This is a genomic window from Nocardia sp. NPDC051750 (assembly GCF_044453135.1).
In the GTDB taxonomy this organism is placed as follows: domain Bacteria; phylum Actinomycetota; class Actinomycetes; order Mycobacteriales; family Mycobacteriaceae; genus Nocardia.
The window spans coordinates 363,384-386,592 of record NZ_JBITCK010000008.1 but is presented as its reverse complement, the minus strand read 5'-3'; the positions used below and the strand labels follow the sequence as shown (position 1 = coordinate 386,592).

The window sequence follows — 23,209 nt, the reverse complement described above, 5'->3', positions numbered from 1 at the left end:
GGTCAGCCTTGGTCGTAGCGGACGATTCGTTCTGCGGTGCGGCGCCACCATTTGTTCTTCGAGCTCAGGAATGGTTCGACCTGCTTGCTGACGCCTTGTGCTCGCAGGCGGGCCAGCGCTTCCAGTGCATGCCCCCGAACGATTTCCTCGTCGAGCTGGGCGACCGCGATCGCTGCCGCGTCGGGGTGCTGGCTTTTCCCGAGCCAGTTGACGACCAGCTGCCGTTCCATGCCGAAGGAGCGGTCTGCGGCGATGGCCGCGAGCTGGTCGAAGTACTGGATACCGGCCGGAATATCGTAGATCGCGTTGCCGGCGGCCCAGCGGGTGTAGGGGTTGATTTCTTTGTTCGGGTCGAACTGGGAGATCAGAGCCGGCACCGCCTTCGTGGATTTCCGGGCCGCCGCCTTGCTGCCCCCGAGGGCGTTCGACAAGGTCGAACGCGCGAGGCCGCGGCCCTCTGTTTCTGGTCCTGGCCATCGTGTCTCGAGTTCGATCAGCCATTCGGCGAGGACGTCGATGACGGCGATCGAGTCCGGGCCGCGTTCGAAGATTTCGGGGATGGTCGACCCGTATCCACCGGCCTGCCGGTAGTCGGCGAGCAGGCGTGTCGCGGAGGCGTCGTCGGTGGGGGTCAACTCTGGAAATCCATTCTCACGTGTTTGATGTCGCCCTTGTCGACCAGGGCCTGGAGTTCAGGGGTCAGGGTAGTGGCGTTGTCGGTGATGAGCACGAACTCGTAGCCTTTGGCCTGGCAATAAGCCAGGTCGTCTCGGATCTGGCCGGTGAGTGCCTGCCGCTCCACGTTCTTGACTTCGGTCAGCCGCTTATTGGCCGCGTCGAGGTCGTCCGGGATACGTCTGGACGCACCTGTGGAGGAGGGGATCGACGTCTTCGGCTTGGTGGGATCGATGCCGGCGCGTGCTTCGGCTTTGGCGCCTTCCAGCTTGTTGCGGCGTGCCTGGTCGGCGCGGGTTCGTGGGGGCGGGTTTTTGAGCTGCTTGTCGAGCACCGGCTGGAATTTGCTGGTCATGACCGTGGTCACCGTGTTCGACACCGCGGTGAAGGTCATCACCGATATCTGCCGGGCGTCGGCCAGGCCCTTGAGCATGTCCTGGATCTTGCGGCGGCTGTGCTCGATCTCGATCTCCGCGGCTTCCAGGATCGCGCGCTGGATCGGCCTGCCGACCGTCGCCGCGTTGACGGTGTTGATCGCCTGCGCCACCGTCTGCAGCTGCAGCTCCCATTCCGCGCCCTCCTGGGCGGCTTTCAGGACATCAGCGTATCCGCCGGTGGCGCCGGCCTGCTGGCGCATCGCATCACCCAGGATCTCGACCCCGTCGAGTATCGCGTTGTGGGTGTCCTGGATATCGGGCAGTTCCGGGGTCGAAGACCCGCTGAGATTGCTCATCTTGGCGCGCAGCTCGGTGTCCTGGGTGGTGTAGATACCTGCGGCGGTCTGCCAGCTGGTCGCCGCCTTGTGCATCAGCTCGGGATTGCCGTTGATCCACTTCGTGTCCCCCATCACCACAGCCCACCCGGCCGGCTCCTTACGCGTGCCCTCGGCCGGATTCTTCAACGGCCTCGCGGTGAACGTGACAGCACCCGGATCCTGAGGCGGCAGCGCACCTGCGCTGTTGTAGGCCTCCGCGTCCTCGGACTGGTCGTGATTCACCCCGGTCTGACGAACCAGCCCAGCCATCTTCGCCAGCACATCGTTGGCCTTACCCGCGGTGACCACCGCCTCGATACCCGACACGAAATACCCCCGTCCCCAGAGCTTCCCGTCTTCATCTTTGCCGCTCATCTTCACCGCACCGCGCAGTTCCTGGTCCATCACGCGCAGCGCCGACGAGGTGGCGCGGCTGGCTCGGCTGTATTGCCCGGACAGGTCGTAGAACAGTTCCGGATCGACGTCCAGCTGTGTCACCGATGCTTCAGCTCCGCCACATCGCGACGTTCGCCTCGATCGCGGCGGTGTAGTTCGAATGCGCCGCCTCCGCCGCGAGCCGCATATCCTCCACCCCGTCACGGATGTCGCCGGCTGCGGCCATCAACCGGCGGTGTGCATCGGCCTGGGCGATTGCCGCGTCGCCCTCCCAGCCGTGCTGCAGCGTGCTGATCGCGGTGTCGAATGCTTTGATCTGGTCTGCGAAGAACGCCTCGAAATTCTTCATCCGCGCGATCACCGAGTCCAGCAGATCGAGGTCTACGCTATGAGACATCGGGCAAATACAACGACGAAGCAACGGACTCGATCGCGGTAGCGTTGGCGCCCTCCTGGCCGAGGTATGCCTCGGAATTGTCGTCGAGCGCGACCGTCGTGTCCCGCATCGCGTCGAGAAGCTCCGACAAACCCTGACGCACTTCGCCGAACCCCGAGGCGAACCGGCTTCCCTGCACGCCTTTCCACGAGTTGATCAAGCTGGTGACGTCGGCATCCAACGAACCGAATCCACCCGCCAACCCATCCAGCAACGTACGGATCGCCCCGGCAGCCGCTGCAAGCTCTTCAGGAGTTGCTTGAATCGATGCCCCGTCCGGCATATCCCACCTCACCCAGCACCGACCCGCCCTACCGAAACGGCTGCCGCAGAGCCTATTCGCAGACATCTGCCACGGTCAACACCACGACGAACGGCCCACGCCCAGCCGACACCCCCGCTACGTATCGCTGAGGGAACGTCGTATCAGCACCGCGACCCCGTCGCGCGCCCGCATCCTCCGCCACTTGGAGTCTCGGTAGTAACCACCGAAAATTGGGTGGATATGAATACAGTCCCCTGGTCAGAAGGCTGCGGTTCATCACTGAGACGGACCCGAATAACAGCCCGATATCCGGGGTAGTGCATCTGCCGACCTGCGGCTACAGCGCTCCAGCCGTGCGCGAAGCGGCCCCGTTATCTGGGCCAAACCCCATATCCGTTGGTTTTTCGGCGGTTACTACCGGGACCCCGAGCGGTGCCGGCGTTCGACGACCATGACCATTTCCCGGCCGAGGTAGTCGAGATAGTCGGCGATCTCCTGCAGGCGGATACCCGAAGGTGTTGTTACACCGAGTATTTCGGCTCCGCGGCGAGCGACCCGGACCCGTTCTTCGGCGGCGCGGGCGAGTTGCAGGGTGGTGCGGTACCAGGTGTCGCCGTCGATGTAGTAGCGGTCGCGGCGCGAATCGCGTTCCCGGCGGAGGAGGTCGCGTTTCTCCAGGGCGCCGACCGCGGTGGAGATGGAGGCGGGGCTCACGCCGAGCCGGTGCACCAGTTCGGCGGCGGTGAGACTGCCGGAGTCGGTGAGGTGCAGGCAGGTCATCACCCGTGCCTGCATGCGGGGCATACCGTCGTAGACGAACAACTCGGTGAACTGTGTCGCGAAATCGCGTAGCGCTTCGTTGTCTTCGGCGGGTCCCGCTGCGGGGGTTTGTTGCGCAGGTGGCCCTCCGCTGCGCCGGGCCCGGACCGCGGTGGCCCGGTGCGCCCGGTCGGCGCGATAACGACCGGGGCCGCCGTTGCGGGTCACCTCGCGACTGATGGTCGAGGACGGGCGGTCGAGCCGGCGTGCGATATCGGCGTATCCCAGGCCATCGGCCAATCCGGTCTCGATACATTCCCGCTCGTGCAAGGTGAGCCTGCCTCCTGGCATCGGCGCTGTTCTCCTTCGATCCGCGGCTGGGTCCAGTATGCGTTCAGCGACAGCTCATTGCACTTCGGGCGCGAACCGTTGCGTTCGGCGGCAAGCTCATTTCATCGCCGAAATACCGTTTACCAGTGTCAATGCAGTATTTCTGCGCTGAATCTATTGAGCGATTCCTGAATGCAACCTAGCGTTCAGTCCATGCTGAAACCGGCGTCAGAAGGAATCCGATGACCGAGCCGCTGACCACCCCACTCTCGTTGCCCATCACCCGGCCCCCGGGCGGCTGCCCCTTCGATCTCCCCGCCGAACTGGCGGAGTTGCGCGCGCAGAACCCGCTCGTCCCCGTGGTGTTCCCGGACGGCCACCGCGGCGGGCTGGCGACCGGGCATGCCGTTGTGCGCGCGGTTCTCGCCGACCCGCGTTTCAGCGTGCGACCCGAGCTCATGCATTCCGCGCTGGCCGATCTCGGCCCACTTCCCCCGGGCCGCCCGGCAACTTCCTCAATCTCGACGCACCCGAGCACACCCGGTACCGAAAAGTGCTGGCGGGCAAGTTCACCGTTCGCCGGATGCGGCGGCTCAGCGAGCGGGTTGCCCAGATCAGCACCGAATACCTGGACGCCATGGAACGCACCGGCGGTCCGGTGGATCTGATGACATCGTTCGCCTATCCGGTTCCGGCGTTGATGATCTGCGAACTGCTCGGTGTGCCCGAGGCCGATCGGGATCGATTCCGGCAGCTGATCGCGGACCTGGTCGCCACCTTCAACGACCCGGACGTTCCCCTCGAACAGGGCTTGGCCGCCGTCGAGGAGACACAGGAATACATGCGGGATCTCGTCGCCGCCAAACGAACCGAACCGACCGACGATCTGCTGAGCGATCTGACCGGCACCGAGCTGTCGGGGAGCGAGCTCACCGGTGTGGCTGTCCTGCTGTTGATCGGCGGATTCGAGACCACCGCGAACATGCTGGGCCTCGGCACTTTCGCGCTGCTCAGTCATCCGGAACAGCTGGCCGCGCTGCGCGCCGAGCCCGCTCTCGCCGATCGGGCAGTCGAAGAGCTGATGCGCTACCTCAGCGTGGTCCACACCTTCACCCGCTCCGCTCTGGAGGACGTCGAGCTGGCCGGGCAGGTGATCCGAGCCGGCGAGACGGTGGCACTTTCCGTGCACGCCGCCAATCGTGATCCCGCCCGATTCGACGATCCGGACACACTCGACCTACGGCGTAATGCCGCGGGACATCTGGGTTTCGGGCACGGTATCCATCAGTGCCTCGGCCAGCAGCTGGCCCGGGTCGAGATGCGCACCGCGCTGCCCGCGCTGGTGTCCAGGTTCCCCGGTCTGCGCCTCGCCGTTCCGGCAGACGCCATCGTGATGCGCCCGGACCGGTTGGGGGTCCATGGCGTGCAGCGGCTTCCGGTCACCTGGTAGAAGGTTCGCGACGTCCGGCCGAGTAGCCGATACCCCGGGCGCCCGGCCGAGTCTTCATCGGGCAGCGGGCCCCTCGACGGTCAGCCTGTCGGCCGCCCAGCGGGCCCACTCGGCCTCCATCCGGTAGTGGCGCAAGCCGTGTTCCAGTGCGATGCGACCGAATTCGTTCTCGCCGCTGTCCCATGGAATCCGTTCCAGGAGGGTGGTCAGGTGCGCGAGCTCCGCTTCGGCCTTGCGCCGGATATCGGTGAAGAAAGCGATCGCGTCCGGTCTATCCACTTCGGACAGTAGGAAAACTCGGAGCAGGCGCGCGCTGCGAGCCGGAGCGGTATCGGGGGTTGCCAGCCACTCACGCAGGGCACGGCGGCCGGTATCGGTGATCGCATACGTTTTGCGGCGGCGAGGCCCCTCGGCGGCGATCTCGATCAACCCCTCGCGCTCGAGCCGGCCGAGTTCACCGTACAGCTGGCTCTGGGTGGCCGGCCACACGTTGGCCATCGAGATCTCGAAGCGCTTGAGAAGGTCGTAACCGCTGCCGGGCTCTTGCGAGAGGAGACCTAGCGCAGCGAATCGGAGACTCATACACCAAAGATATACCACTATTGACATGTCACTACTGACATGACAAATTGGTAGGTCAAGGTCGACGTACTCCTCAGAGGTGCCCATGTCCGTTGTTTTCGCCGTCTGCCCGTGGATCGTGTACGCGATCGTCTCGTCGTTCACGTCGGTCGCGGTGGCAACGCTGGTCAGCGGGGTGGCAGGACTGATCCTCATCTGGCTGAGGGTGGTTCGCGGAGATCGCCTGGCCGAGACAACCATCGACAGCGCGGCCGCGGCTTTCTTCCTCGCCGCAGCGTTGTGCGCCGCGACCACCGGCTCCGATCTGGTCGGCCGGTTCCTCGGTGCCGGTTCCGAGCTGTGGCTCGCGCTGGTGGTCGCCGCCGGGCTGGCGATCGGCCGCCCGTTCACCGAACCGATTGCACGACGCCAAGCCCCGCCGGAGTTCAGCGGCACGGCCGCCTTCCGCGCATTCACTATCGTGATCACCCGTGCCTGGCTGGTGAGTTTCCTCGCAGCGGGCCTGCTCATCCTGGTGTCGATCGCCGCCCTGGGCCCCGACGGGCGGTTCGCCACCTACGTCCTCATTCCCCTCTCGATCCTGGTTCCCGTGCGCTACACGGCACACCTCGTCCGAAAGGTACGACCCGATGCAACTGCCGCATGACACCGAATCTCCGATGGCCCATCTGGAAGACAACTTCGCCCCGGTCGACCGTGAAGTCACGGTGGGCGCACTCCGGGTGACCGGCCGGATCCCTGCCGAACTCAACGGCCGGTATCTACGCAACGGCCCCAACCCGCGAGAGGGTTCGCCGCATTGGTTTCTCGGCGAGGGCATGCTGCACGGGGTGCGGCTGCGGGACGGCAAGGCCGAGTGGTATCGCAACCGCTGGGTACGCACCGCGAAATTCGACGGTGACCCCACTCCCCTCTACAACCCGGACAACGGCGCCCGAAACCTGCACGTGGCCAGCGCAAATACACATATCATCGGCCATGCTGGCCATATGCTGGCGCTCGTCGAATCGTCGCTGCCCTGGGAAGTGGACCACGAACTCGACACCCTGGGAGTCTACGATTTCGGCGGCGCGCTGACCGATTCGATGACCGCGCACCCCAAGACCTGCCCCCGCACCGGCGAACTCCACTTCTTCGGCTACGGCAGCCTCACCGCCCCGCACGTGCGCTACCACCGCGCCGACGCCACCGGCACCCTCGTCGTGGACCAGCCGATCGAAGTCCCCGGCCTGACCATGATGCACGATTTCGCGATCACCGAACGGTACGTCCTGTTCCTGGACCTGCCGGTCGTGTTCAGTCTCGAGCTGGCACAGCAGGGCACCATGCCGTATCGCTGGGATCCCGGCTACGGGGCACGGATCGGTGTCCTGCGCCGCGACGACCCGGCCGCCGCGGTCCGCTGGTTCGATATCACCCCGTGCTACATCTTCCACGTCGCGAACGCCTTCGATACCGGCGGTGTGATCACGCTGCACGCGGTGCGCTACGAGTCGATGTGGGTCGGTTCCAGTTCGGCGTTCGACGATCACGGCACACTGCACGAGTGGACGATCGACCTCACCCGTGACACGGTCACCGAACGCGCGCTGGACGACCGCAGTATCGAGTTCCCCCGTATCGACGACACCTCGACCGGCCTGCCGCACTCCACCGTGTACGCGGTCGGCACCCATCACCTCACCGGATACGACGTGAACTCGGCGCGGCAACGGACACACGAGTTCGGTGCGGACGAGCCCGGCGAGGCCGTGTTCGTGCCCTCGGCCACCGGTGCTGGATATCTGCTGCTGTTCGTGTTCCGCGCGGAAACCGCCACGAGTGATCTCGTCATTCTCGATGCCGGTGATCTGAAAGCTCCCCCGCTCGCGGAGATCCATCTCGGGGTCCGTATCCCTGCCGGATTCCACGGCAACTGGTTCCCTGACGCTTCCGCCGAGAGCTGACGGCCCCTGAAGGCGGCAGCGTGGTCTCGGCCGGGCCGCCGCCGATCACCGCACCGCGGGCACCGTCGATTCGCACAGCCACGGCACGGCTCGATTACCGCAGCATCCGAGTCCGGGCGGGTCCGCGCAACCAGGCGATATGACGGTCGGAGATCTCGGCGGTCCCGAGTAGATCGAACCCGGTGTCGCCGGCGAGTGCGTCGGCGTGGTCGATGCCGGCCTCTGCCCAGGGGAACCAATCACCTGCGTGGGACCGGGTCTCCAATCGGATCTCCTTCACTGTTATTCCAGTTCCGGGAGAAGCGAATTCGACGATGGCAACCCCGCCGGGCCGGAGCAGCCGCGCCACGCGCCGCAGCATCCGGCGGGGGTCGCCGCCGATGCCGATATTGCCATCGGCGAGCAGTGCGTAGTGCCAGCGGCCGTCGGCCGGTAGCGGACCGAATACGTCACGGGGAACGGCAGGCGCACCACGGTGGCGGGTGACCGCAATGGCGGTCGGGGAAATATCGACGCCCAGTGCCATCACACCGCGCCGGCAGAGGGTGGCGACCAGCCGGCCCGGGCCGCAGCCCAGATCGACTGTGGGACCGTCGCAGCAGCTGACCAGGGCCGAATCCACCCGCTTGTCGGCAGCGGTCAGGCGGGCGCCGCCGAGCCAGCGGCGGGTCGGCAAGCGGGTGCGGTCGCCGTCGGCGGTGCGTATCCAGCAGTCCCCCCCGGTGAGTGCCGGGTCGAAGCGGCCGATCACCGCGCCACTCGCTGGTCGCCGAAGGCGCGGACCTCGGTGGCGAAACGGCCGGTGCACTCTGTGGCGACGTGCAGTGCGTCGGCGTAATGGTCGACGTCGGTGAGGGCCGGGAGGAAGCCGACCCGGAATCCGCTGTCCTGTAACGCGCTTCGCGTGTTTTCGCCGGTTCGGTCGGTGGACATCGGGACCTCGGCCAGCAGCCGGGCGGCACGCGGGTCGGTGAGCCCCAGCGCCCACCAGCCGCCGTCGGTGGCCGGACCGAGTAGCGCCCCGGCACCGTCGGCCAGGGTCCGGGCGGCGTCGGTCAACAGCCGGGAACTCACTTGCGGGGTGTCCATACCGATCTGCAGGACCGGCAGGCCGGCGCGCGCGGCGTCGGCGTGCGCGTTCGCCAGACGCACCCCGAATTCGCTGCCACGCTGCGGCACGACCTCGAAATCGGCCAGCATGTCACCGATTTCACCGCCGCATTCGGCCCCGGCGAGATCACCGGTGAACGCGACGACCCGGGATACCACCGGACAGTCGCGCACCGCGTCGAGTGTGTCCAGGAGCGCCGCGGCCGCCAACCTCGCCGCCTGCGCCGGGGTCAACGGTGGACTCAGCCTGGTCTTGGCGAATCCGGCGACCGGCGCTTTCGCTACGACCAGGATTGTGACTGGTATCGGTGCACAACGTATTTCGCTCAGCACACCGGCCCCGGCACCATATCTGCGCACAGCGGCTTCGTTGCCGGATGCAGCTCGATTATCGGCGGTCACCGCAACACCGCCAGAAAATCACGGGTCGCGCGCAGAGATCCGCGGGCCGAGCCGGAAACTTTCGACACACCTGCGGTACGCGGCCGGTAGGTGATATCGATTTCGCGGACCACCCAGTCCGCCGCGGCGGCGCGCACCAGCAGCTCGAGCGGGTAGCCGAAGCGGTCGTGCAGGCGTCCGAGCGACTCCAGTCGCGCCCGCTCGGCGACCCGCATCGCACCGATATCGTGCACGGGCAGTCCGTAGCGGTGGCGGAGCCGGTGAGCGACGACCCGATTCCCGAGCCGCGTGTGCCAGGGCGAGGACGCCTTGGTGACCGGCCGGCGCCGGCCCACCGCGAGATCGGCTCCCGCACGGACGGCCGCCACCAGCCCGGGCAGCTCACCCGGGTCCATCGACCCGTCGCCGTCGAGCACCGCGACCAGTTCGGTCTCGGCCGCCGCGATACCGGCTTGGACGGCGGCACCGTACCCGGGCCGGGTTTCACTGACCACCCGCGCACCGTGTTCGGTCGCGACCGCCGCAGTGGTATCCGTCGACCCGTTGTCGACCACGATCGACCGGTAGCCGGCGGGGACCGCCGCCAGGACTCCCGGCAATGCTTCGGCTTCGTTGCGGCACGGGATCACGACGGTGACGCCCAGCGGTGCGCAGTGGTCGGTTGCCATGGTTGCCACGCTAGGCCCAAATCGGCCCGAAACCTGTGACAAAACGATGACGTCGTGTCGGAGCACCTGGTCGATGCACTGTTCCCGGCGGCGACCGGGCCTAGGGTGGCCGGTGTGCCGGATCTGATCGAAACCACCCGGACCCGTGACGGGGTGCGCGGGGAATTCCTCGGCGCGGGAGCCGCCGCACTGCTGGTGCTGGCCGCCTTCGCCGTGCCGCAAATGGCGAGCGAATCCTGGCGGGAGAGTCTCTTCGCCGGGGCGGCGCCGCTCTTCGCCTGGTGGTCGCCGCATATCGGCTGGGGCACGGTACCCGCCGTCGTGCTGGCGGCGGCTGTCGTGACCCAGGGACCCGCCCTCGCGCAGCGCCTCTCCTGGCGCCCGCTGCTCGGCGCCGGATATCTGACCGCGCTGGGCTGGGCGCTCGCTCTCGCCCTGGTGGACGGCTGGGAACGCGGTGTCACCGCACGGCTCGCGGACGGGCACGAATATCTCACCGAAGTCCCCGGGGTCACCGATATCCCGCTGATGCTGGACACCTTCGCCGATCGGATCCTGGACGGGCAGCCCGATTCCTGGACCACTCACGTGTCCGGTCATCCACCGGGGGCGCTGCTGTTCTTCGTCCTCCTGGACCGCCTGGGGTTGGGCGGCCCGACCTGGGCGGGCGTCGTCTGCGTGCTCATCGGCTGCAGCGCACCGATCGCGGTGGCGGTGGCGTTACGCGCGCTGGGCAGCGAAGATCGTGCCCGCGCCGCGCTGCCGTTCCTGGTCCTCGCCCCGGCGGCGATCTGGATCGCGGTATCCGCCGACGCGATGTTCGCCGGTGTCACCGCGTGGGCGGTCGCGTCGCTGGCTGTCGCCGCGAGTACTGGAACGCGATACACCGCGACCCGCCGAGAGACGGATGTAACGCTATCGGCGCGACCCGGCACAGATCCTGGTGCGCCCGGGGTACGCGGCGGCACGACGGCGAGCGCGTCGGAACCCGGCGTGGACGAGCACGAGGAAGCGGACGTGACCACAGCGGTATCCAGGCCGGCCGGGCGCCGGGAGGCGGTGGCGACCGCGACCGCCGCTCCCGGACGATGGGCAGGTGCGCCCGCGGCAGGCGCCTCCGGAATCCTGTTCGGATTCGGGATCTATCTCAACTACGGCCTGGTGCTCATGGGATTCATGGCGGTCGCGGTGCTCGTGGCCGCCCGCACGGTGCGCCCCCTGCTACCCGCTGTTCTGGGTGCACTGATCGTGGTGGCAGCGTTCACCGCCGCGGGATTCTGGTGGTTCGACGGCTATCACCTGGTGGTCGAACGCTATTACCAGGGCATCGCCACCGATCGGCCCTACGGGTACTGGTGGTGGGGCAATCTCGCGGCGACCGTCTGCGCGGTGGGCCTCGCGACGGCGGCCGCGCTGTCCCGCGCGCTCGCGCCCGCCCGGCTCCGCGTGTTCGAACCGGGATCCTTGCTGGTCGCCGCGGGCCTGTGCGCTATCGTCGCCGCCGATATCAGTGGGCTCAGCAAGGCGGAGACCGAACGGATCTGGTTGCCGTTCGACCTGTGGTTGCTCGCAGCGACGGCCTACCTCCCGCAGGTCCGGGCCCGCCCCTGGCTGGCGGTGCAGGCCGCGGCTGCGCTGGTACTGGTCCATCTGCTCATGACGAATTGGTGAGGTCGACCGATGTGCATACTCGTGGCCGACGACGACCCGGTGGTCCGGGAAGTGGTGCGCCGGTATCTGGAACGCGACGGCCGCACGGTCGTGGAAACCGGTGACGGCCGCGCCGCCCGCGCCGCGTTGGCGGGGATCGGCGCCCCGGACGAGGTGGAGCTAGCCGTACTGGATGTGATGATGCCGGAGCCCAACGGGATCGAACTGTGCCGTGCGGTGCGCTCCGGCCGGCGTCCGGATACGCCGATAATCCTGCTCACCGCGCTCGGCGACGAGGACGACCGGGTACTCGGCCTGGAGGCCGGCGCCGACGACTACATCACCAAACCGTTCAGCCCGCGGGAACTCGCCCTGCGCGTCGCCTCGGTCCTGCGCCGCAGCGCCCGGCCCGAACCGGCCCCGCACCAGCGGATACTGCGGGACGGTCCGATCACCGTGAACCCGTCCGCCCAGCTCGTGTTCATCGACGATGCCGCGGTCACCCTCACCCCGCGCGAATTCGACCTGCTGGTGTTCCTGCTGCGCAATCCGGGGCAGGTCTACAGCCGGGAGAGTCTGCTGGAACGGGTGTGGGGATGGGACTTCGGGGATCTGTCGACGGTCACTGTGCACATCAAGCGGTTACGCGCCAAACTCGGTGCCCGGCACCGGATCGATACTGTCTGGGGTCGCGGCTACGCCTGGGGCCGCACGGATATCGCCGGAGAGGCGTCGGATGCCTGAGAACCTGCTCGAGATCGTCGGCTTCACCCTGGTGTGTTCGCTGCCGGTGGTCATCGCCGGCGCGCTCGCCCTGCGCGCGCTGCGCGACCGTTCGCTCACCGCGAGTATGGCGGTGCTCGTACTCATTCCCACCCTGGCGACCTTGGCCGGAATCACCGGCGTGAGCGGTCTGATGTTCACCGCCGAATTCCGGCGGACCTCCCTCGTCCTGCTCCTGGTCGCCGCCGTCACCGTTCCCGCGGCGATCCTCCTGGGCCGGGATCAGGCCCGTAAAACGGTGTGGGAGAAAGAGATACGCGAGCAGGAGCGTGCCGCGGAACAATCGCGCCGGGAGCTGGTGGCCTGGGTCAGTCACGATCTGCGGACCCCGCTGGCCGGGATCCGCGCCATGACCGAAGCCCTCATCGACGGCGTGGTCGCCGACCCCTCCGATATCGCCCGATACGCCGGGCAGATCGAACGGGAAACCCGGCGGCTGTCCCGGATGGTCGACGACCTGTTCGAGATGTCGAAGATCTCCGCGGGCGCCCTGCACCTCGACCTCGAACCACTGGACCTGCGCGAACTCATCGACGAGATCTACGCCGCACACCGCGCCACCGCCGACCGCGCCGGGATCGGGTTCACCGCCGAGCAACCGCCGGCACCGCTGCCCGTCGAAGCCGACGACCACGCCCTCGGGCGGGTTCTGGCCAATCTGGTGTCCAATGCCATCGCGCACACCCCACCCGGCGGCAAAGTCGTGATCACCGCCGGCCGCGACAACGGCGACATCTGGACCCGGGTGGACGACTCGGGGCCGGGGATCGCCGAGACCGACCTGCCACGGATTTTCGAGGTCGCCTACCGGGGTACGGCGGCTCGGTCGCCGGTGGCGGACAACGGTGTTCCGATGGGCAGCGGGATGGGGCTGGCCATCGCGGCGGGCCTGGTCCAAGCGCATCGCGGGGCGATCACCGCGGCCAACCAGGAGATCGGCTGCCGCTTCGAGATCCGGCTACCGGCGGACGCCGGGTAGCGAGGCGCCCCGGCTCAGCGCCACGAGCTAGACCGAGAGCACTTCCTACCGACGATTCGCGTCAGCCGATCGGCACCCCGAGGGCGGCGGCGGGGCGGAGCGGAGCCGTCGCGAACTCGGCCAGACCCGTGTCGGGGGCGACCTGTGCGGTGAACCCGAGCACCTGCCGGGCCCTGGCGGGGTCGGCGACGATATGCCGGACATCACCGGGCCGCGTCGCGCCGGTGACCACGGGTTCGGGCCCGCCGTGTGCGGCGGCGAGCGTCCGGGCAACCTGCCCGATGCTGATCGGACGGCCCGAGCAGATGTTCAACGGTTCGAACCCGGGCAGCCCGGCTTCGATCGCGGCCACGTTGGCCGCGGCGATATCGGCGACGTGCACGAAATCCCGGGTCTGACCGCCGTCCTCGAAAACCTGCGGCGCCCGGCCGGCGGCCAGCGCGGAACGGAAAATTGCGGCGACCCCCGAATATGGCGTGTCCCTGGGCATTCCGGGTCCGTATACATTGTGGTATCGCAGCGCGGTGACCGATGATCCGGTCGCGGCAGCCCAAGCGGTCGCATAGTGCTCCTGCGCGACCTTGCTCGCCGCGTACAGGCTGCGTGGCCGCAGTGGGGTGTCCTCGGGTACCGCCGCCCACTCCAGGTCCGCCCCGCCGGAGCGGTGCTCGAATCGACCGGTCGCGAGATCCTCGCTACGGCGCGCACCAACCTCGACGAGCCCCTCCGGCCCCCGATACAGCCCCTCGCCGTACACCACCATCGACGACGCCAGCACCAGCCGGCCGCAGCCCGCCCGGTCCATCGCCGCGAGCAGCACCGCGGTTCCGTAGTCGTTGTGCCCGGCGTAGGCGGGCGCGTCCTGCGCGTCGACGCCGGCGCCCACCACGGCCGCTTGATGACAGACGACCTCGGCCCCGCGCAGCACCCGATCCAGTTCGACGGCCTCGCGGATATCGACCCGCGCCACTCCCTCGGGCGGCCGGGCGTCCGGACCGTGCGCGGCGGGCAGCATGAGGTCGACGGCCACCACGTCGTGGCCCGCCCGTCGCAGCGCGGCATGGATATGGGACCCGATGAACCCGGCCGCGCCGGTCAGCAGTACTCGCACGCCCTCGATCCTGCCCTCTCCCCCGCCCGTATCGGGACAGCCGCGGCGCCGATGTCACGAATTCGTCATACCCGGCCATCGGGACGATCGGTGACTGTCCGGCGCGAAGGCCCGTCGTCGGCCGCAGAATCGGCCCCCGGGGAACGCGCAGCCGGTCTGCCCGGTCAGTGCATTGTTCCGGCAATCACGCCGGCGATATCGACCGCTTTCGGGCGGGACCACTCCCGGATTTGACCTCAACTAAAATTCAGGTTTCAGACTGGTGGGACAACAGCGAACCGAGGAGGTACACCGTGCTGGCGGTGCAGGTCAAAGAATTCGGCGGACCCGAGGTCCTCGAGCTACAGCAGGTTCCGGCGCCGGAACCCGAGCCCGGTCAGGTCCTGGTGCGTGTCGCCGCGGCCGATGTGATGTTCCTCGATACCCGTTTGCGGTCGGGCTGGGGCACCGATTTCTTCCCGGTCCAGCCGCCGTACATACCGGGCGGCGCGATCGGCGGCACAGTCGATGCGGTCGGACCCGGTGTAGATCCGGCCTGGATCGGCCGGCAGGTCGCAGCCCGGACCGCTGCCAGCGGAATCGGCGGCGTGCCCACCGGCGGCTATGCCGAACACGCGGTCGCGGAGGCCGATCTGCTCACCGCGGTTCCGGATGCGGTGAGCGTCGACCAGGCGACCGCACTGGTCCACGACGGCCACACCGCACTCGCCGTCTTCGACCGCGCCGCCGTGCGCCCCGGCGACTCGGTGCTGATCACCGCCGCGGCGGGCGGGCTGGGCATCCTGCTCATCCAGCTGGCCCGGCAGGCCGGTGCACAGGTGATCGCGGCAGCCCGGGGCCGAGCGAAACTGGCACTCACCGAACGCCTGGGCGCGCATATCGCGATCGACTACTCGGAGCCGGGCTGGACCGAACGCGTCCTGGCCGCGACGGACGGCCGGACACCCCGCGTGGTGCTCGACGGTGCGGGCGGACAACTCGGTGACGCCGCGCTCACGATCACCGCGGACGACGGGCGCTTCATCGGCTACGGGGCGGCCGCGGGCGAATTCGCCGGAACGGCCTCGGCGGACGCCCGGCAGCGCGGCATCGACGTGGTGGGTCTGCACGACCTGAACACCGGTGACGACCTCCGCGCCGAGTACGCCGCCCGCATCCTCGACGCGGTCGCGACCGGCGCCGTCGAGGTGGTGATCGGCCAGACCTACCCGCTGGCGGAGGCCGCCCGGGCGCACGCGGCCATGGAAGCGCGCACCGCCCTCGGCCGCACCCTGCTGCACATCGGCTGACCGGCTATCGGGTAGACGCTCACGCCGAGGTCGTGTCGACGGCCTCGGCGTAACGGCCGCGTAGCGCTGTGATGTCGTCCTGATCGGGCAGTTCGATCGGCCGGCCGGCCAGCGAATCCACCAGTTCGTCGAGGCAGACGTGGTACCCGGTGGCAGTGCCCGGCAGCCCGTGCGGACCGGGCGTACCGAACCAGACCGTACAGATCAGCCGGGTCCCGGACTCCTGCGCGAGCAGCTCGAACCGCAGATGTTCGTCGTCCCAGAGGTATTCGAAGACATGCGGCGGTTCCCAGGTGAGGATCCGGCCGGACAGCACCGGCTCGTCGAGGTCGATGTCCAGCTCGGCCAGTTCGGCCGAGGCCTGTTCGACCGCCTCGGGCCAGAACCGGAACTGGATCTCGGCCCCGGCCCGGCGCTCGCCGAGAATATCGGCCGGGAACCAGTGCCGGAGATGATCGGATTCGGTGATCGCCCGCCACACTGTGTCCGGCGGATGCGCCAGGATGCGTTCGTACCGCGTGCCCACGCGGTCGCCGTCGCGCAGCACCTCGCCGAGACGCCGGGTCACTCGGGTCATGTGTGCATCACTCCTCTAATTCGGGTTTCATGCGGTCAGCGGAGGCCGTAGCGAAGGCGGAGGTATCGCATCAGCGGAGGCCGTAGCGAAGGCGGAGGTATCGCATCAGCGGAGGCCGTAGCGAAGGCGGAGGTATCGCATCATGGCAACTTCTCGGGTTCACCGGGCAGGGTGTCGAGATAACTTTCCAGCTGATCGAGCCGATCGGCCCAGATCTCACGGAAAGGGGCCAGCCACGCATCGATCTCCCGCAGCCGCCCGGGGTCGAGCGCATAGTGCCGGCGCGGGCCGTCCACCCGGACCTGCACCAGTGCTGCGGCGTCCAGCATTTTCAGATGCTTGGACACATTGGGTTGCGCGGTGCCCAGCGCACCCACCAGATCACCGACGGTGCGCTCACCGTCGCGCAGGAGGTCGAGGATCCGCCGCCGCGTGGGGTCGGCGAGTACCTCGAATACATCACGTGCCACAACCTCCACCATTCCTCGAGAGGAATATTCCTGTCAAGGAATGACTATCCGCACCCACGACAGGAAGGCATCCACCTCGCCGGCGGGCAGGTCGAGGGCCAGCTCACGGGGACGCTCGAAACTCGCCAGCGCGCTTTCAACCACGGGACGGAATCTCTTCTCGCCGAGGGCAATCGAACGTCCCGCGGCCCGCTTGGAAACCCAGCGACCGGTCCGGCAGTAGTACACCGACCGGCAGCCGTTCAGCACCCTGTTGTCCGCAAGGTGCCCCGTACCCGACGTATGCTCGCGCACCGACGCAGAGACTGCCGCCAGCAGGTCTGCGTGCGCGGGCGCACCCAGCACCTCCCGTATCGGGCGACCGGCCAGTGTCCACCCGCTCTGGTGTCCGATCGCACGATCGATCACATACCAGAACGCCGGCGCGCTGTCGGATTCGATATCGGCGACCGCGGACAACAAGGGGCCGGTGTTCAGATTCAGCAGATAACCCGCACCCGGTGCGCCCGCGGCGGCGAAGTCGGCGTCGTACACGACCAGTTCCAGCCCGGCCGCGGGACAGTGGAACCCGGGATGTACCAGCGCATCCACCAGGTCGCGCAGCAGCCGCGCGGGAACCGCCGGATCGACCACGACCGTGATATCGATATCGCTGCGCCCGTGCCGATAATCACCCAGCGCAAGCGATCCCACAGCACCGATGCTCACCAGCCGGTCCCGGCAGACGGCCTGCACGCGCCGCACCAACTCGGACAGATAGCCGTCCACCTCGGTGGGCAGACGCACCGGTTCGGAATCCATCACCGCCCACCAGTAGCACACCCGCGTCCATCGAACCGCTACCAGGGAACCCGATCACTTCACTGACCGATCCGAGCGCTCCAGCCTTGGGGCTCGTCAACGCGACCACCCTCGGCCTGGACAGAGGTGGCGCTGGTCGCCGGGCCAGTAGGGGGCGGAGCCGGGCGGGCAATGTTGCGCCGAGACGGCGAGAGCAGTAGCCGGCCGCCGGTTTTTCAGCGGAAGTCCGCAACGAATCCGGTTGACGTCGTCGCTGTAATGGAGAGGTGACCGAGCTGATCGATGCAGTATGGGAGCGGGACACGGCGGCCGTCGAGGCACTGCTGGAGGCCGGCGCGCCGCCCGACGAAACGAATGAGCGCGGGTCCACGCCGCTCTATCAGGCCGCGGTGAACGGATCCACAGAACTGGTTCGTCTATTGCTGAGGCACGGAGCCGACCCGAACCGGCCCAGCGACCCGATCGAAGAGGGGCTGCCCCTGTGCGCGGCCGCCTGCTGGAACCATGCGGGCGTCGTTTCCGCGCTGCTGGCCGGTGGTGCCGATCCCGATCTGCCCGAACCACCGCATCCGGAACAGCGAGGTCCAGGAACATCGCCACTGCTGTGGGCGGCGGGCAACGGGCACCTCGAAACGGTGGACCTCTTGCTCGCCGCCGGTGCCGACCCGAACATCCCGGGCACACCACTGACCCGCGCGGCCCGCCGCGGCTGCTACGGAATTGTGCGGTCGCTACTGGCCCACGGCGCGGAGCCGGACCATGCCGACGACGAGGGACGTACCGCCGCCGCGATCGCCGCCGGCCTCGCGAGTGCCGACCTTGTCGCCGTCCTCGCGGGACAGCCGGGGTGGGGCGAGCACGATTACACGGTCCATCGCGGGCCGGCCGGGGACGGAACCGAACGGATCACACTGCGCTATACGGACGGCGACGGCGGCGGCGGGGAAACATCGATCCAGAACGGGCACCGCGCGATTTCCGCGCTGTTCGAGAGCCTCAGCGGCTCCGGCCCGAACCGGCCCTGAGACGATGCCGTCCTCCCCGACCGGCACGGTCCGGCAGTCCGGACCACCCCGGCCGGGGAGGACGGCCGACTCCGGATTCCGTTGTCTCGACAGGGAATCCGGAGTCCTCAGCGGATCGGGTCTCGAGTGTCGGCGCATGGGCCACAACCTCTTTCTCTCGGTTCGATCAGTTCAGCGGACGATCAGGTGCGGACCCGGCCGAGGAACCCGGTCAGGTTCTGCCGGATCTGGCGGATCCGGTCCTCGGGGTCGAAATCGTCGCGATAGGCGCGGCCGAGAGCCGGTGTCTTCTTGCCCCGGGCGTACAGGGAACAGCACAGGTCGTCGCACATGTAGGTGCCCGTGGTGTTGCCGCGCCGGCCGGCTTCACCGGCTTTGCGGGCGGTCATCAGCACGACACCACCGTTGCTGTGGGTGGTCGAGCAGAGCGTGCACATCTGGGATCGGCGCGGCCCGCCGGTCTCGTAGCGCAGCGCGATACCGGCGAGCCCGTCCTCCTCGGGTACCACCAGGTACGCGCGGCCGGGTAGCCCCGGATCGGTCCAGCCCAGAAAGTCCAGATCGTCCCAGGGACGGGTTTCCAGGTCGGCCGGCACCGTGAGGCGTTTGGCGTCTCCTTTCGAGCAGTTGACGAACGACGCTCTGATTTCGCGTTCGGTTACGGGTTCCATCGAGTCTCGAAACTCCTTCTCGTGATCGGAATGGGCAAACCGCGACACCCTATCGAGCGCGCCGGGGCCCCGGCAACGTCATTTCCGCACGTGAACAGGTAGGCGGGGACCCTCGGCGGAGGGGCCGGGTCCCCGGATCAGCGCCGATAGCAGCTCCACCGCTACGCACCCGGCCCTCGACCACTTGGCCGAAAGTCTCGATACGGACCCTTGCGCCATGCCTACAGTGATAGGGACCACATGGACAGGAGTAGCTATGGGTGCGGCAGGCCGGGTATCGGTGCTCGTGATCGGCGCCGGGTTCGGCGGAATCGGAGTGGCGATCGAACTGCGACGCCACGGGTTCGACGATATCTCCATCCTGGAGAAAGCCCAGGATCTCGGCGGCGTCTGGCGGGAGAACACCTACCCCGGGGCGGCCTGCGATGTTCCCTCACCGCTGTACTCCTACTCGTTCGAGCCGAAGCCCGACTGGCCGCAGCGCTACTCCGGGCAGGCCGCCATCCACGAGTACCTGCGCGGGGTCGCCCGCCGGCACGAGCTGCTCGACCGCATCGAGTTCGGCATCGAGGTCACCGAGGCCGCGTTCGACGAGAAAACCGGCCGCTGGACGGTGCTCACCGCCGATGGCGGAACCCGCACCGCCGACGTGTTGATCTCCGCGGTCGGGCAACTCTCCCGCCCGCAACTACCCGACATTCCCGGCGTGGACAGTTTCGCCGGGCAGGCGTTCCATTCCGCGCTGTGGGATCACAGTGTCGATCTCGCCGGGAAACGCGTCGCGTGTATCGGGACCGGCGCCAGCGCCATACAGTACGTGCCGCAGATCCAGCCGGCGGTCGAACACCTCACCCTGTTCCAGCGCACCGCGGCCTGGGTACTGCCGAAATTCGATACCGACTATTCGCCGCTCCAGCACACACTGTTCGCGCGGATTCCCGGGATGCTGCAGGTGGAGCGCCTCGGCTGGTGGCTCACAGCCGAGATCTCCTCGCTGGGTCTGGTGGAACTGCCGATCATCGGCCGGCTCGTGGCGCGGCTGGCGGAACGGAACCTGCGCAAGAACGTCGACGATCCGGAACTGCGCGCCGCCTTGACCCCCGACTATCCGATCGCCTGCAAACGCACGCTGTTCTCCAGCGACTACTATCCGGCGCTCACCCAGCCCAATGTGGACGTGACCACCGCCGCCATCACCGAGATCACCCCGCAGGGTGTGCGCACCGATGACGGCACGGTCCACGAAGCCGATGTGATCATCTACGGCACCGGTTTCAAGGGCACCGAATTCCTGTGGCCGATGCGGATCAGCGGGCGCGGCGGGCGGGAACTCGGTGCGGCATGGTCCGACGGGGCGCACGCCTACTACGGGATGACGGTGCCCGATTTCCCGAACTTCTTCATGGTCTACGGTCCCAATACGAATCTCGGGGTCGGGTCGATTATCTACATGATCGAATCCCAGTCCCGCTACATCCGCCAGGCGGTGCAGTTGCTGGCGGGTAAACCGGGCCATGTCCTCGAGGTCCGTGCCGCGACCGAACGCGCTTACAACGACGCCCTGCAACAGCGCCTGGAACGCACGCCGTGGAACTTCTGCTCCAGCTGGTATCGGAATGCGGCGGGCAAGATCACCAACAACTGGCCGGGCACGGTCACCCGCTACCGGCGCCGGGTCCGCACGCTCGACCCGCAGGACTACACCCTGACGCCCGCCGCATAGCCCGCGGCACGCCGCCGGGCAGTCGCTGCGGGAGCCGCGCACATGCACCGTGAGGTGCGACCATCGGGTGTTCGAAGCGTGGCGGGGCACCCGGTCGATATCGCCGATCGCGGCAGTCCCGGCCGCCCCCGGCCGCCAGAGTGTCACGCGATGCTTTTCACATGTGTGCCTCGCCTCTGGGCACCGCCGCGCCCAGCTGCCAATCTGGGCTCAGGGTCACAGAGAGGTGCCGGCGGTGGGCAAGCGGAACGAATGGGCGGCAGGGGTATTCGAGTCGACAGCGCGGGCGGCGGGGTTCGATCTCGACGAATCGCAGCTGGTCGCCGCCGCGAGGCTCACCCGCCTCGGCACCGAATTATCCGGGCGCCGGCCGCTGTTCGGTGCGCCGGCCCGCGGCGTGTACGTCTGGGGACCGGTGGGTCGCGGTAAGAGCTGGCTCGTCGACACCTTCTACGACGCCGTACCGGTACCGCACAAACGCCGCGTGCACTTCCACGAATTCTTCCGCGAATTCCACTCCCGCTATGCCGCCCACCGGGGCGAACACCGGGCCGGCGATCGTGCGGTGCGCGAACTTCTGGATTCGGCCCGGCTGGTCTGCTTCGACGAATTCCATGTGCACGACCCCGGCGATGCCACCATTATCGCCAGAGTCCTGAATGCACTGTTCGCCCAACGGATCACGCTTGTCGCCACATCGAACTATCCGCCGTCCGGTCTCTTGCCGAACCCGCTTTTTCATCACTTGATCGAACCGGTGGCCGCCGCGCTGGAGAAGTCTCTGGATATCGTCGAAGTGGCAGGTCCCCACGACTACCGGCGCCGGGGACCGGCACCCGCGTCCGGATTCGGCCGCGGCCGCTTTCTGTGGCCGGGAGACGCCGCCCAACTGGCGCAGGCGGGCCTCCGTCACCCCGGGCCGTCCGAACGCCGGCTCGTCACGTTCGGTAGCCGCACCGTCACCGCACTGGCCGCGCGGGACGAGGCGATCTGGTTCGACTTCACCGATCTGTGCGACCGCCCGTATTCCACCATCGACTACCTGCACCTGGCCGACCGGTACCGCCGCTGGACACTCTCCGGACTACCGGTGCTGTCGACCACGAACCGCGACGCCGTCCAGCGCTTCGCCAACCTGATCGACGTCCTGTGCGACCGGCAGATCCCGCTGAACCTCATCGCCCGCGCACCGCTGAGCACCTGTCTGTCCGGCGATCATCTGCCGCCCGATATCCACCGCACCGCCAGCCGCCTGGCACTACTGCCGGGCGCCACGGAGTCCGTCGCGGCAGCCGATCAGTAGTCGGGGAACAGCCACAGATCCTGTGCCGTCACGGCGCGCAGATACTCGGCCAGCGATCGAACCCGGGTGAGGGCGTGCCCGTCATCGCTGTCGTCCCCGAACAGCGGCACCGCCGCCTCCCCCGATTCGGCCCGGGTGAACCATTCGTCCAGGCGCTCGAGCAGACTGCGCACGTCCTCCGGGTCGAACAGCTCGTAGAAACTCAGCCCGAACTCGTCGGACACCCACTTCTCGTACACCTGACCGCGGAACCCGGTCGGGTCACCGTCGGAGGGCCAGAAGAGACCACCCTGCGAGAAATCGCGCGGCAGATCCTCGAACGGGTCGAGATCGTCCGGGTGCACCCAGCCGAACTCCCCGCGTTCCTCCGGCGGCATCGCCTGGAGCTGCTCGAAGGCCGCAATATCGGTCACCCGGCTCTGGTTCGGCCGGACCGCATACACGTCGAGTCCCATGCGCACGAGCCTATGCGGTTCCGCGCCCGGGCGCAGGCCCTGGTTTACTCGGACCACCGCGGGGGGTAACCGGCGCGCGAACCCCTTGGAGAGGAAAGTCTCTTGCGAATACTCCTGCGTCCGTTGTTCCTCGGCGCTTTCGCCGCATCCGCCCTGCTCCCGGTCGCGGCGACCGCGAACGCCCAGACGGCCGCCGATTTCCAGGACACCCGGGTGGAGGTGGCTCCCGGATGCGCCGGCACCGTCCGCACCGGCGTGGCCGTCACTCCCCTGCCGTCCAATGTCAGCGGGGTCGGGGTGGCGGTGCTGTTCCGCGCCGACCGCCAGGACCCGGCGTGCGCGGTGACGGCGACGGTGTCCTGGCGCAATCTCGATACCGGCGCCACCGGTTCCGAAGACGTGACGGTCTCGTCGGTCCCCGTGTCGATCGGCCCCTTCCCCACCGACAACGGTTTCAGCCGTGCGCTGGCCGACACCGGCCCGGGGCGGGTGATCGTCACCATCAGCACGAATCCGGGCGAAATCAGCGTCACGGTCTGACAGCGGTGAGCCGGGGCCGGGTGCGTGCACCCGGCCCCGCCGTTCATCGAAACGTGGCC

General features: G+C 68.0%; 27 protein-coding genes. 11 read left to right on the top strand and 16 right to left on the bottom strand.

Annotated features, from left to right (window positions below; genetic code table 11):
- Nucleotides 1-2: 2 nt before the first annotated feature.
- The 6 genes from ACIA75_RS32870 to ACIA75_RS32845 all read right to left on the bottom strand — a co-directional run bounded on the left by ACIA75_RS32870 (nt 3) and on the right by ACIA75_RS32845 (nt 4,019).
- Nucleotides 3-635: a HEAT repeat domain-containing protein gene (locus ACIA75_RS32870; RefSeq protein WP_397110944.1), complete on the bottom strand. Its 633-nt coding sequence runs from the start codon at nt 633-635 to the stop codon at nt 3-5.
- Nucleotides 632-1,927: a putative toxin gene (locus ACIA75_RS32865; protein ID WP_397110943.1), complete on the bottom strand. Its 1,296-nt coding sequence runs from the start codon at nt 1,925-1,927 to the stop codon at nt 632-634. The genes ACIA75_RS32870 and ACIA75_RS32865 overlap by 4 nt, the downstream gene beginning before the upstream one ends.
- Nucleotides 1,928-1,934: 7 nt before the next feature.
- Nucleotides 1,935-2,222, bottom strand: a complete 288-nt coding sequence (locus ACIA75_RS32860) for a WXG100 family type VII secretion target (protein ID WP_397110942.1) — start codon at nt 2,220-2,222, stop codon at nt 1,935-1,937.
- On the bottom strand, nt 2,212-2,544 hold the full coding sequence (locus ACIA75_RS32855) for a WXG100 family type VII secretion target (RefSeq protein ID WP_397110941.1): 333 nt from the start codon (nt 2,542-2,544) through the stop codon (nt 2,212-2,214). The genes ACIA75_RS32860 and ACIA75_RS32855 overlap by 11 nt, the downstream gene beginning before the upstream one ends.
- Nucleotides 2,545-2,940: 396 nt before the next feature.
- Nucleotides 2,941-3,636, bottom strand: coding sequence for a helix-turn-helix domain-containing protein (locus tag ACIA75_RS32850; RefSeq protein WP_397110940.1), 696 nt, complete (start codon nt 3,634-3,636; stop codon nt 2,941-2,943).
- Between the two features lie 185 nt (nt 3,637-3,821).
- Nucleotides 3,822-4,019: a hypothetical protein gene (locus ACIA75_RS32845; protein WP_397110939.1), complete on the bottom strand. Its 198-nt coding sequence runs from the start codon at nt 4,017-4,019 to the stop codon at nt 3,822-3,824.
- 149 nt (nt 4,020-4,168) lie between these two features.
- Between ACIA75_RS32845 and ACIA75_RS32840 the strand changes: the two genes are divergently transcribed.
- Complete coding sequence (locus ACIA75_RS32840; RefSeq protein ID WP_397110938.1) at nt 4,169-5,065, top strand: cytochrome P450; 897 nt, start codon at nt 4,169-4,171, stop codon at nt 5,063-5,065.
- A 54-nt stretch (nt 5,066-5,119) separates the two neighbouring features.
- On the opposite strand, the gene ACIA75_RS32835 is transcribed toward ACIA75_RS32840, so the two are convergent.
- Nucleotides 5,120-5,647: a PadR family transcriptional regulator gene (locus ACIA75_RS32835; protein ID WP_397110937.1), complete on the bottom strand. Its 528-nt coding sequence runs from the start codon at nt 5,645-5,647 to the stop codon at nt 5,120-5,122.
- Nucleotides 5,648-5,732: 85 nt separating this feature from the next.
- Between ACIA75_RS32835 and ACIA75_RS32830 the strand changes: the two genes are divergently transcribed.
- Nucleotides 5,733-6,293: a hypothetical protein gene (locus tag ACIA75_RS32830; protein ID WP_397110936.1), complete on the top strand. Its 561-nt coding sequence runs from the start codon at nt 5,733-5,735 to the stop codon at nt 6,291-6,293.
- Nucleotides 6,277-7,593, top strand: coding sequence for a carotenoid oxygenase family protein (locus ACIA75_RS32825; protein ID WP_397110935.1), 1,317 nt, complete (start codon nt 6,277-6,279; stop codon nt 7,591-7,593). Before ACIA75_RS32830 ends, ACIA75_RS32825 begins: the two co-directional genes overlap by 17 nt.
- 94 nt (nt 7,594-7,687) lie before the next feature.
- Here the strand turns inward: ACIA75_RS32825 and ACIA75_RS32820 are convergent, their stop codons facing one another.
- The 3 genes from ACIA75_RS32820 to ACIA75_RS32810 are packed head-to-tail and all read right to left on the bottom strand — an operon-like array spanning nt 7,688 to nt 9,773.
- Entirely contained in the window at nt 7,688-8,344 is a 657-nt protein-coding gene (locus tag ACIA75_RS32820) for a class I SAM-dependent methyltransferase (RefSeq protein WP_397110934.1), read from the bottom strand.
- Nucleotides 8,341-9,063: a DUF2064 domain-containing protein gene (locus ACIA75_RS32815; protein ID WP_397110933.1), complete on the bottom strand. Its 723-nt coding sequence runs from the start codon at nt 9,061-9,063 to the stop codon at nt 8,341-8,343. Before ACIA75_RS32815 ends, ACIA75_RS32820 begins: the two co-directional genes overlap by 4 nt.
- Before the next feature lie 38 nt (nt 9,064-9,101).
- A complete protein-coding gene (locus tag ACIA75_RS32810) occupies nt 9,102-9,773 on the bottom strand; it encodes a glycosyltransferase family 2 protein (protein ID WP_397110932.1) in 672 nt (223 codons plus the stop codon).
- Nucleotides 9,774-9,827: 54 nt separating this feature from the next.
- Between ACIA75_RS32810 and ACIA75_RS32805 the strand changes: the two genes are divergently transcribed.
- From ACIA75_RS32805 to ACIA75_RS32795, 3 genes are read left to right on the top strand one after another with little or no spacing between them, the layout of a single operon-like run.
- On the top strand, nt 9,828-11,444 hold the full coding sequence (locus tag ACIA75_RS32805; RefSeq protein ID WP_397110931.1) for a hypothetical protein: 1,617 nt from the start codon (nt 9,828-9,830) through the stop codon (nt 11,442-11,444).
- 9 nt (nt 11,445-11,453) lie between these two features.
- The gene (locus tag ACIA75_RS32800; protein ID WP_397110930.1) at nt 11,454-12,167 is read left to right on the top strand and encodes a response regulator transcription factor; all 714 of its coding nucleotides are present in this window, start codon (nt 11,454-11,456) and stop codon (nt 12,165-12,167) included.
- A complete protein-coding gene (locus ACIA75_RS32795) occupies nt 12,160-13,185 on the top strand; it encodes a sensor histidine kinase (RefSeq protein WP_397110929.1) in 1,026 nt (341 codons plus the stop codon). The genes ACIA75_RS32800 and ACIA75_RS32795 overlap by 8 nt, the downstream gene beginning before the upstream one ends.
- A 61-nt stretch (nt 13,186-13,246) precedes the next feature.
- On the opposite strand, the gene ACIA75_RS32790 is transcribed toward ACIA75_RS32795, so the two are convergent.
- Nucleotides 13,247-14,296 (bottom strand): NAD-dependent epimerase/dehydratase family protein, encoded by a 1,050-nt coding sequence (locus tag ACIA75_RS32790; protein WP_397110928.1) that lies wholly within the window; start codon nt 14,294-14,296, stop codon nt 13,247-13,249.
- 293 nt (nt 14,297-14,589) lie between these two features.
- Here ACIA75_RS32790 and ACIA75_RS32785 point away from each other — a divergent pair, with 293 nt between their 5' ends.
- Nucleotides 14,590-15,585 (top strand): zinc-binding dehydrogenase, encoded by a 996-nt coding sequence (locus ACIA75_RS32785; protein ID WP_397110927.1) that lies wholly within the window; start codon nt 14,590-14,592, stop codon nt 15,583-15,585.
- 19 nt (nt 15,586-15,604) lie between these two features.
- Here ACIA75_RS32785 and ACIA75_RS32780 read toward each other — a convergent pair whose 3' ends face one another.
- From ACIA75_RS32780 to ACIA75_RS32770, 3 genes are all read right to left on the bottom strand, one after another.
- A complete protein-coding gene (locus tag ACIA75_RS32780) occupies nt 15,605-16,162 on the bottom strand; it encodes an SRPBCC domain-containing protein (protein ID WP_397110926.1) in 558 nt (185 codons plus the stop codon).
- Between the two features lie 140 nt (nt 16,163-16,302).
- A complete protein-coding gene (locus ACIA75_RS32775; RefSeq protein WP_397110925.1) occupies nt 16,303-16,632 on the bottom strand; it encodes an ArsR/SmtB family transcription factor in 330 nt (109 codons plus the stop codon).
- Between the two features lie 33 nt (nt 16,633-16,665).
- Entirely contained in the window at nt 16,666-17,433 is a 768-nt protein-coding gene (locus ACIA75_RS32770) for an aminoglycoside adenylyltransferase domain-containing protein (protein ID WP_397110924.1), read from the bottom strand.
- 266 nt (nt 17,434-17,699) lie between these two features.
- On the opposite strand from ACIA75_RS32770, the gene ACIA75_RS32765 reads away from it, so the two are divergent.
- Complete coding sequence (locus ACIA75_RS32765) at nt 17,700-18,458, top strand: ankyrin repeat domain-containing protein (RefSeq protein WP_397110923.1); 759 nt, start codon at nt 17,700-17,702, stop codon at nt 18,456-18,458.
- 182 nt (nt 18,459-18,640) lie between these two features.
- On the opposite strand, the gene ACIA75_RS32760 is transcribed toward ACIA75_RS32765, so the two are convergent.
- A complete protein-coding gene (locus ACIA75_RS32760) occupies nt 18,641-19,129 on the bottom strand; it encodes an FBP domain-containing protein (protein ID WP_397110922.1) in 489 nt (162 codons plus the stop codon).
- Nucleotides 19,130-19,385: 256 nt separating this feature from the next.
- On the opposite strand from ACIA75_RS32760, the gene ACIA75_RS32755 reads away from it, so the two are divergent.
- Together ACIA75_RS32755 and zapE are read left to right on the top strand one after the other, a co-directional pair.
- Nucleotides 19,386-20,852 carry a flavin-containing monooxygenase gene (locus ACIA75_RS32755; protein WP_397110921.1) on the top strand — a complete coding sequence of 489 codons (1,467 nt, stop codon included), beginning with the start codon at nt 19,386-19,388 and terminating at the stop codon, nt 20,850-20,852.
- A gap of 235 nt (nt 20,853-21,087) precedes the next feature.
- Nucleotides 21,088-22,155, top strand: coding sequence for a cell division protein ZapE (gene zapE / locus ACIA75_RS32750; protein ID WP_397110920.1), 1,068 nt, complete (start codon nt 21,088-21,090; stop codon nt 22,153-22,155).
- Here the strand turns inward: zapE and ACIA75_RS32745 are convergent.
- Nucleotides 22,149-22,610, bottom strand: a complete 462-nt coding sequence (locus ACIA75_RS32745) for a hypothetical protein (protein WP_397110919.1) — start codon at nt 22,608-22,610, stop codon at nt 22,149-22,151. The genes zapE and ACIA75_RS32745 overlap by 7 nt on opposite strands.
- 102 nt (nt 22,611-22,712) lie before the next feature.
- Here ACIA75_RS32745 and ACIA75_RS32740 point away from each other — a divergent pair, with 102 nt between their 5' ends.
- Complete coding sequence (locus ACIA75_RS32740; RefSeq protein WP_397110918.1) at nt 22,713-23,150, top strand: hypothetical protein; 438 nt, start codon at nt 22,713-22,715, stop codon at nt 23,148-23,150.
- Nucleotides 23,151-23,209 lie beyond the last annotated feature (59 nt).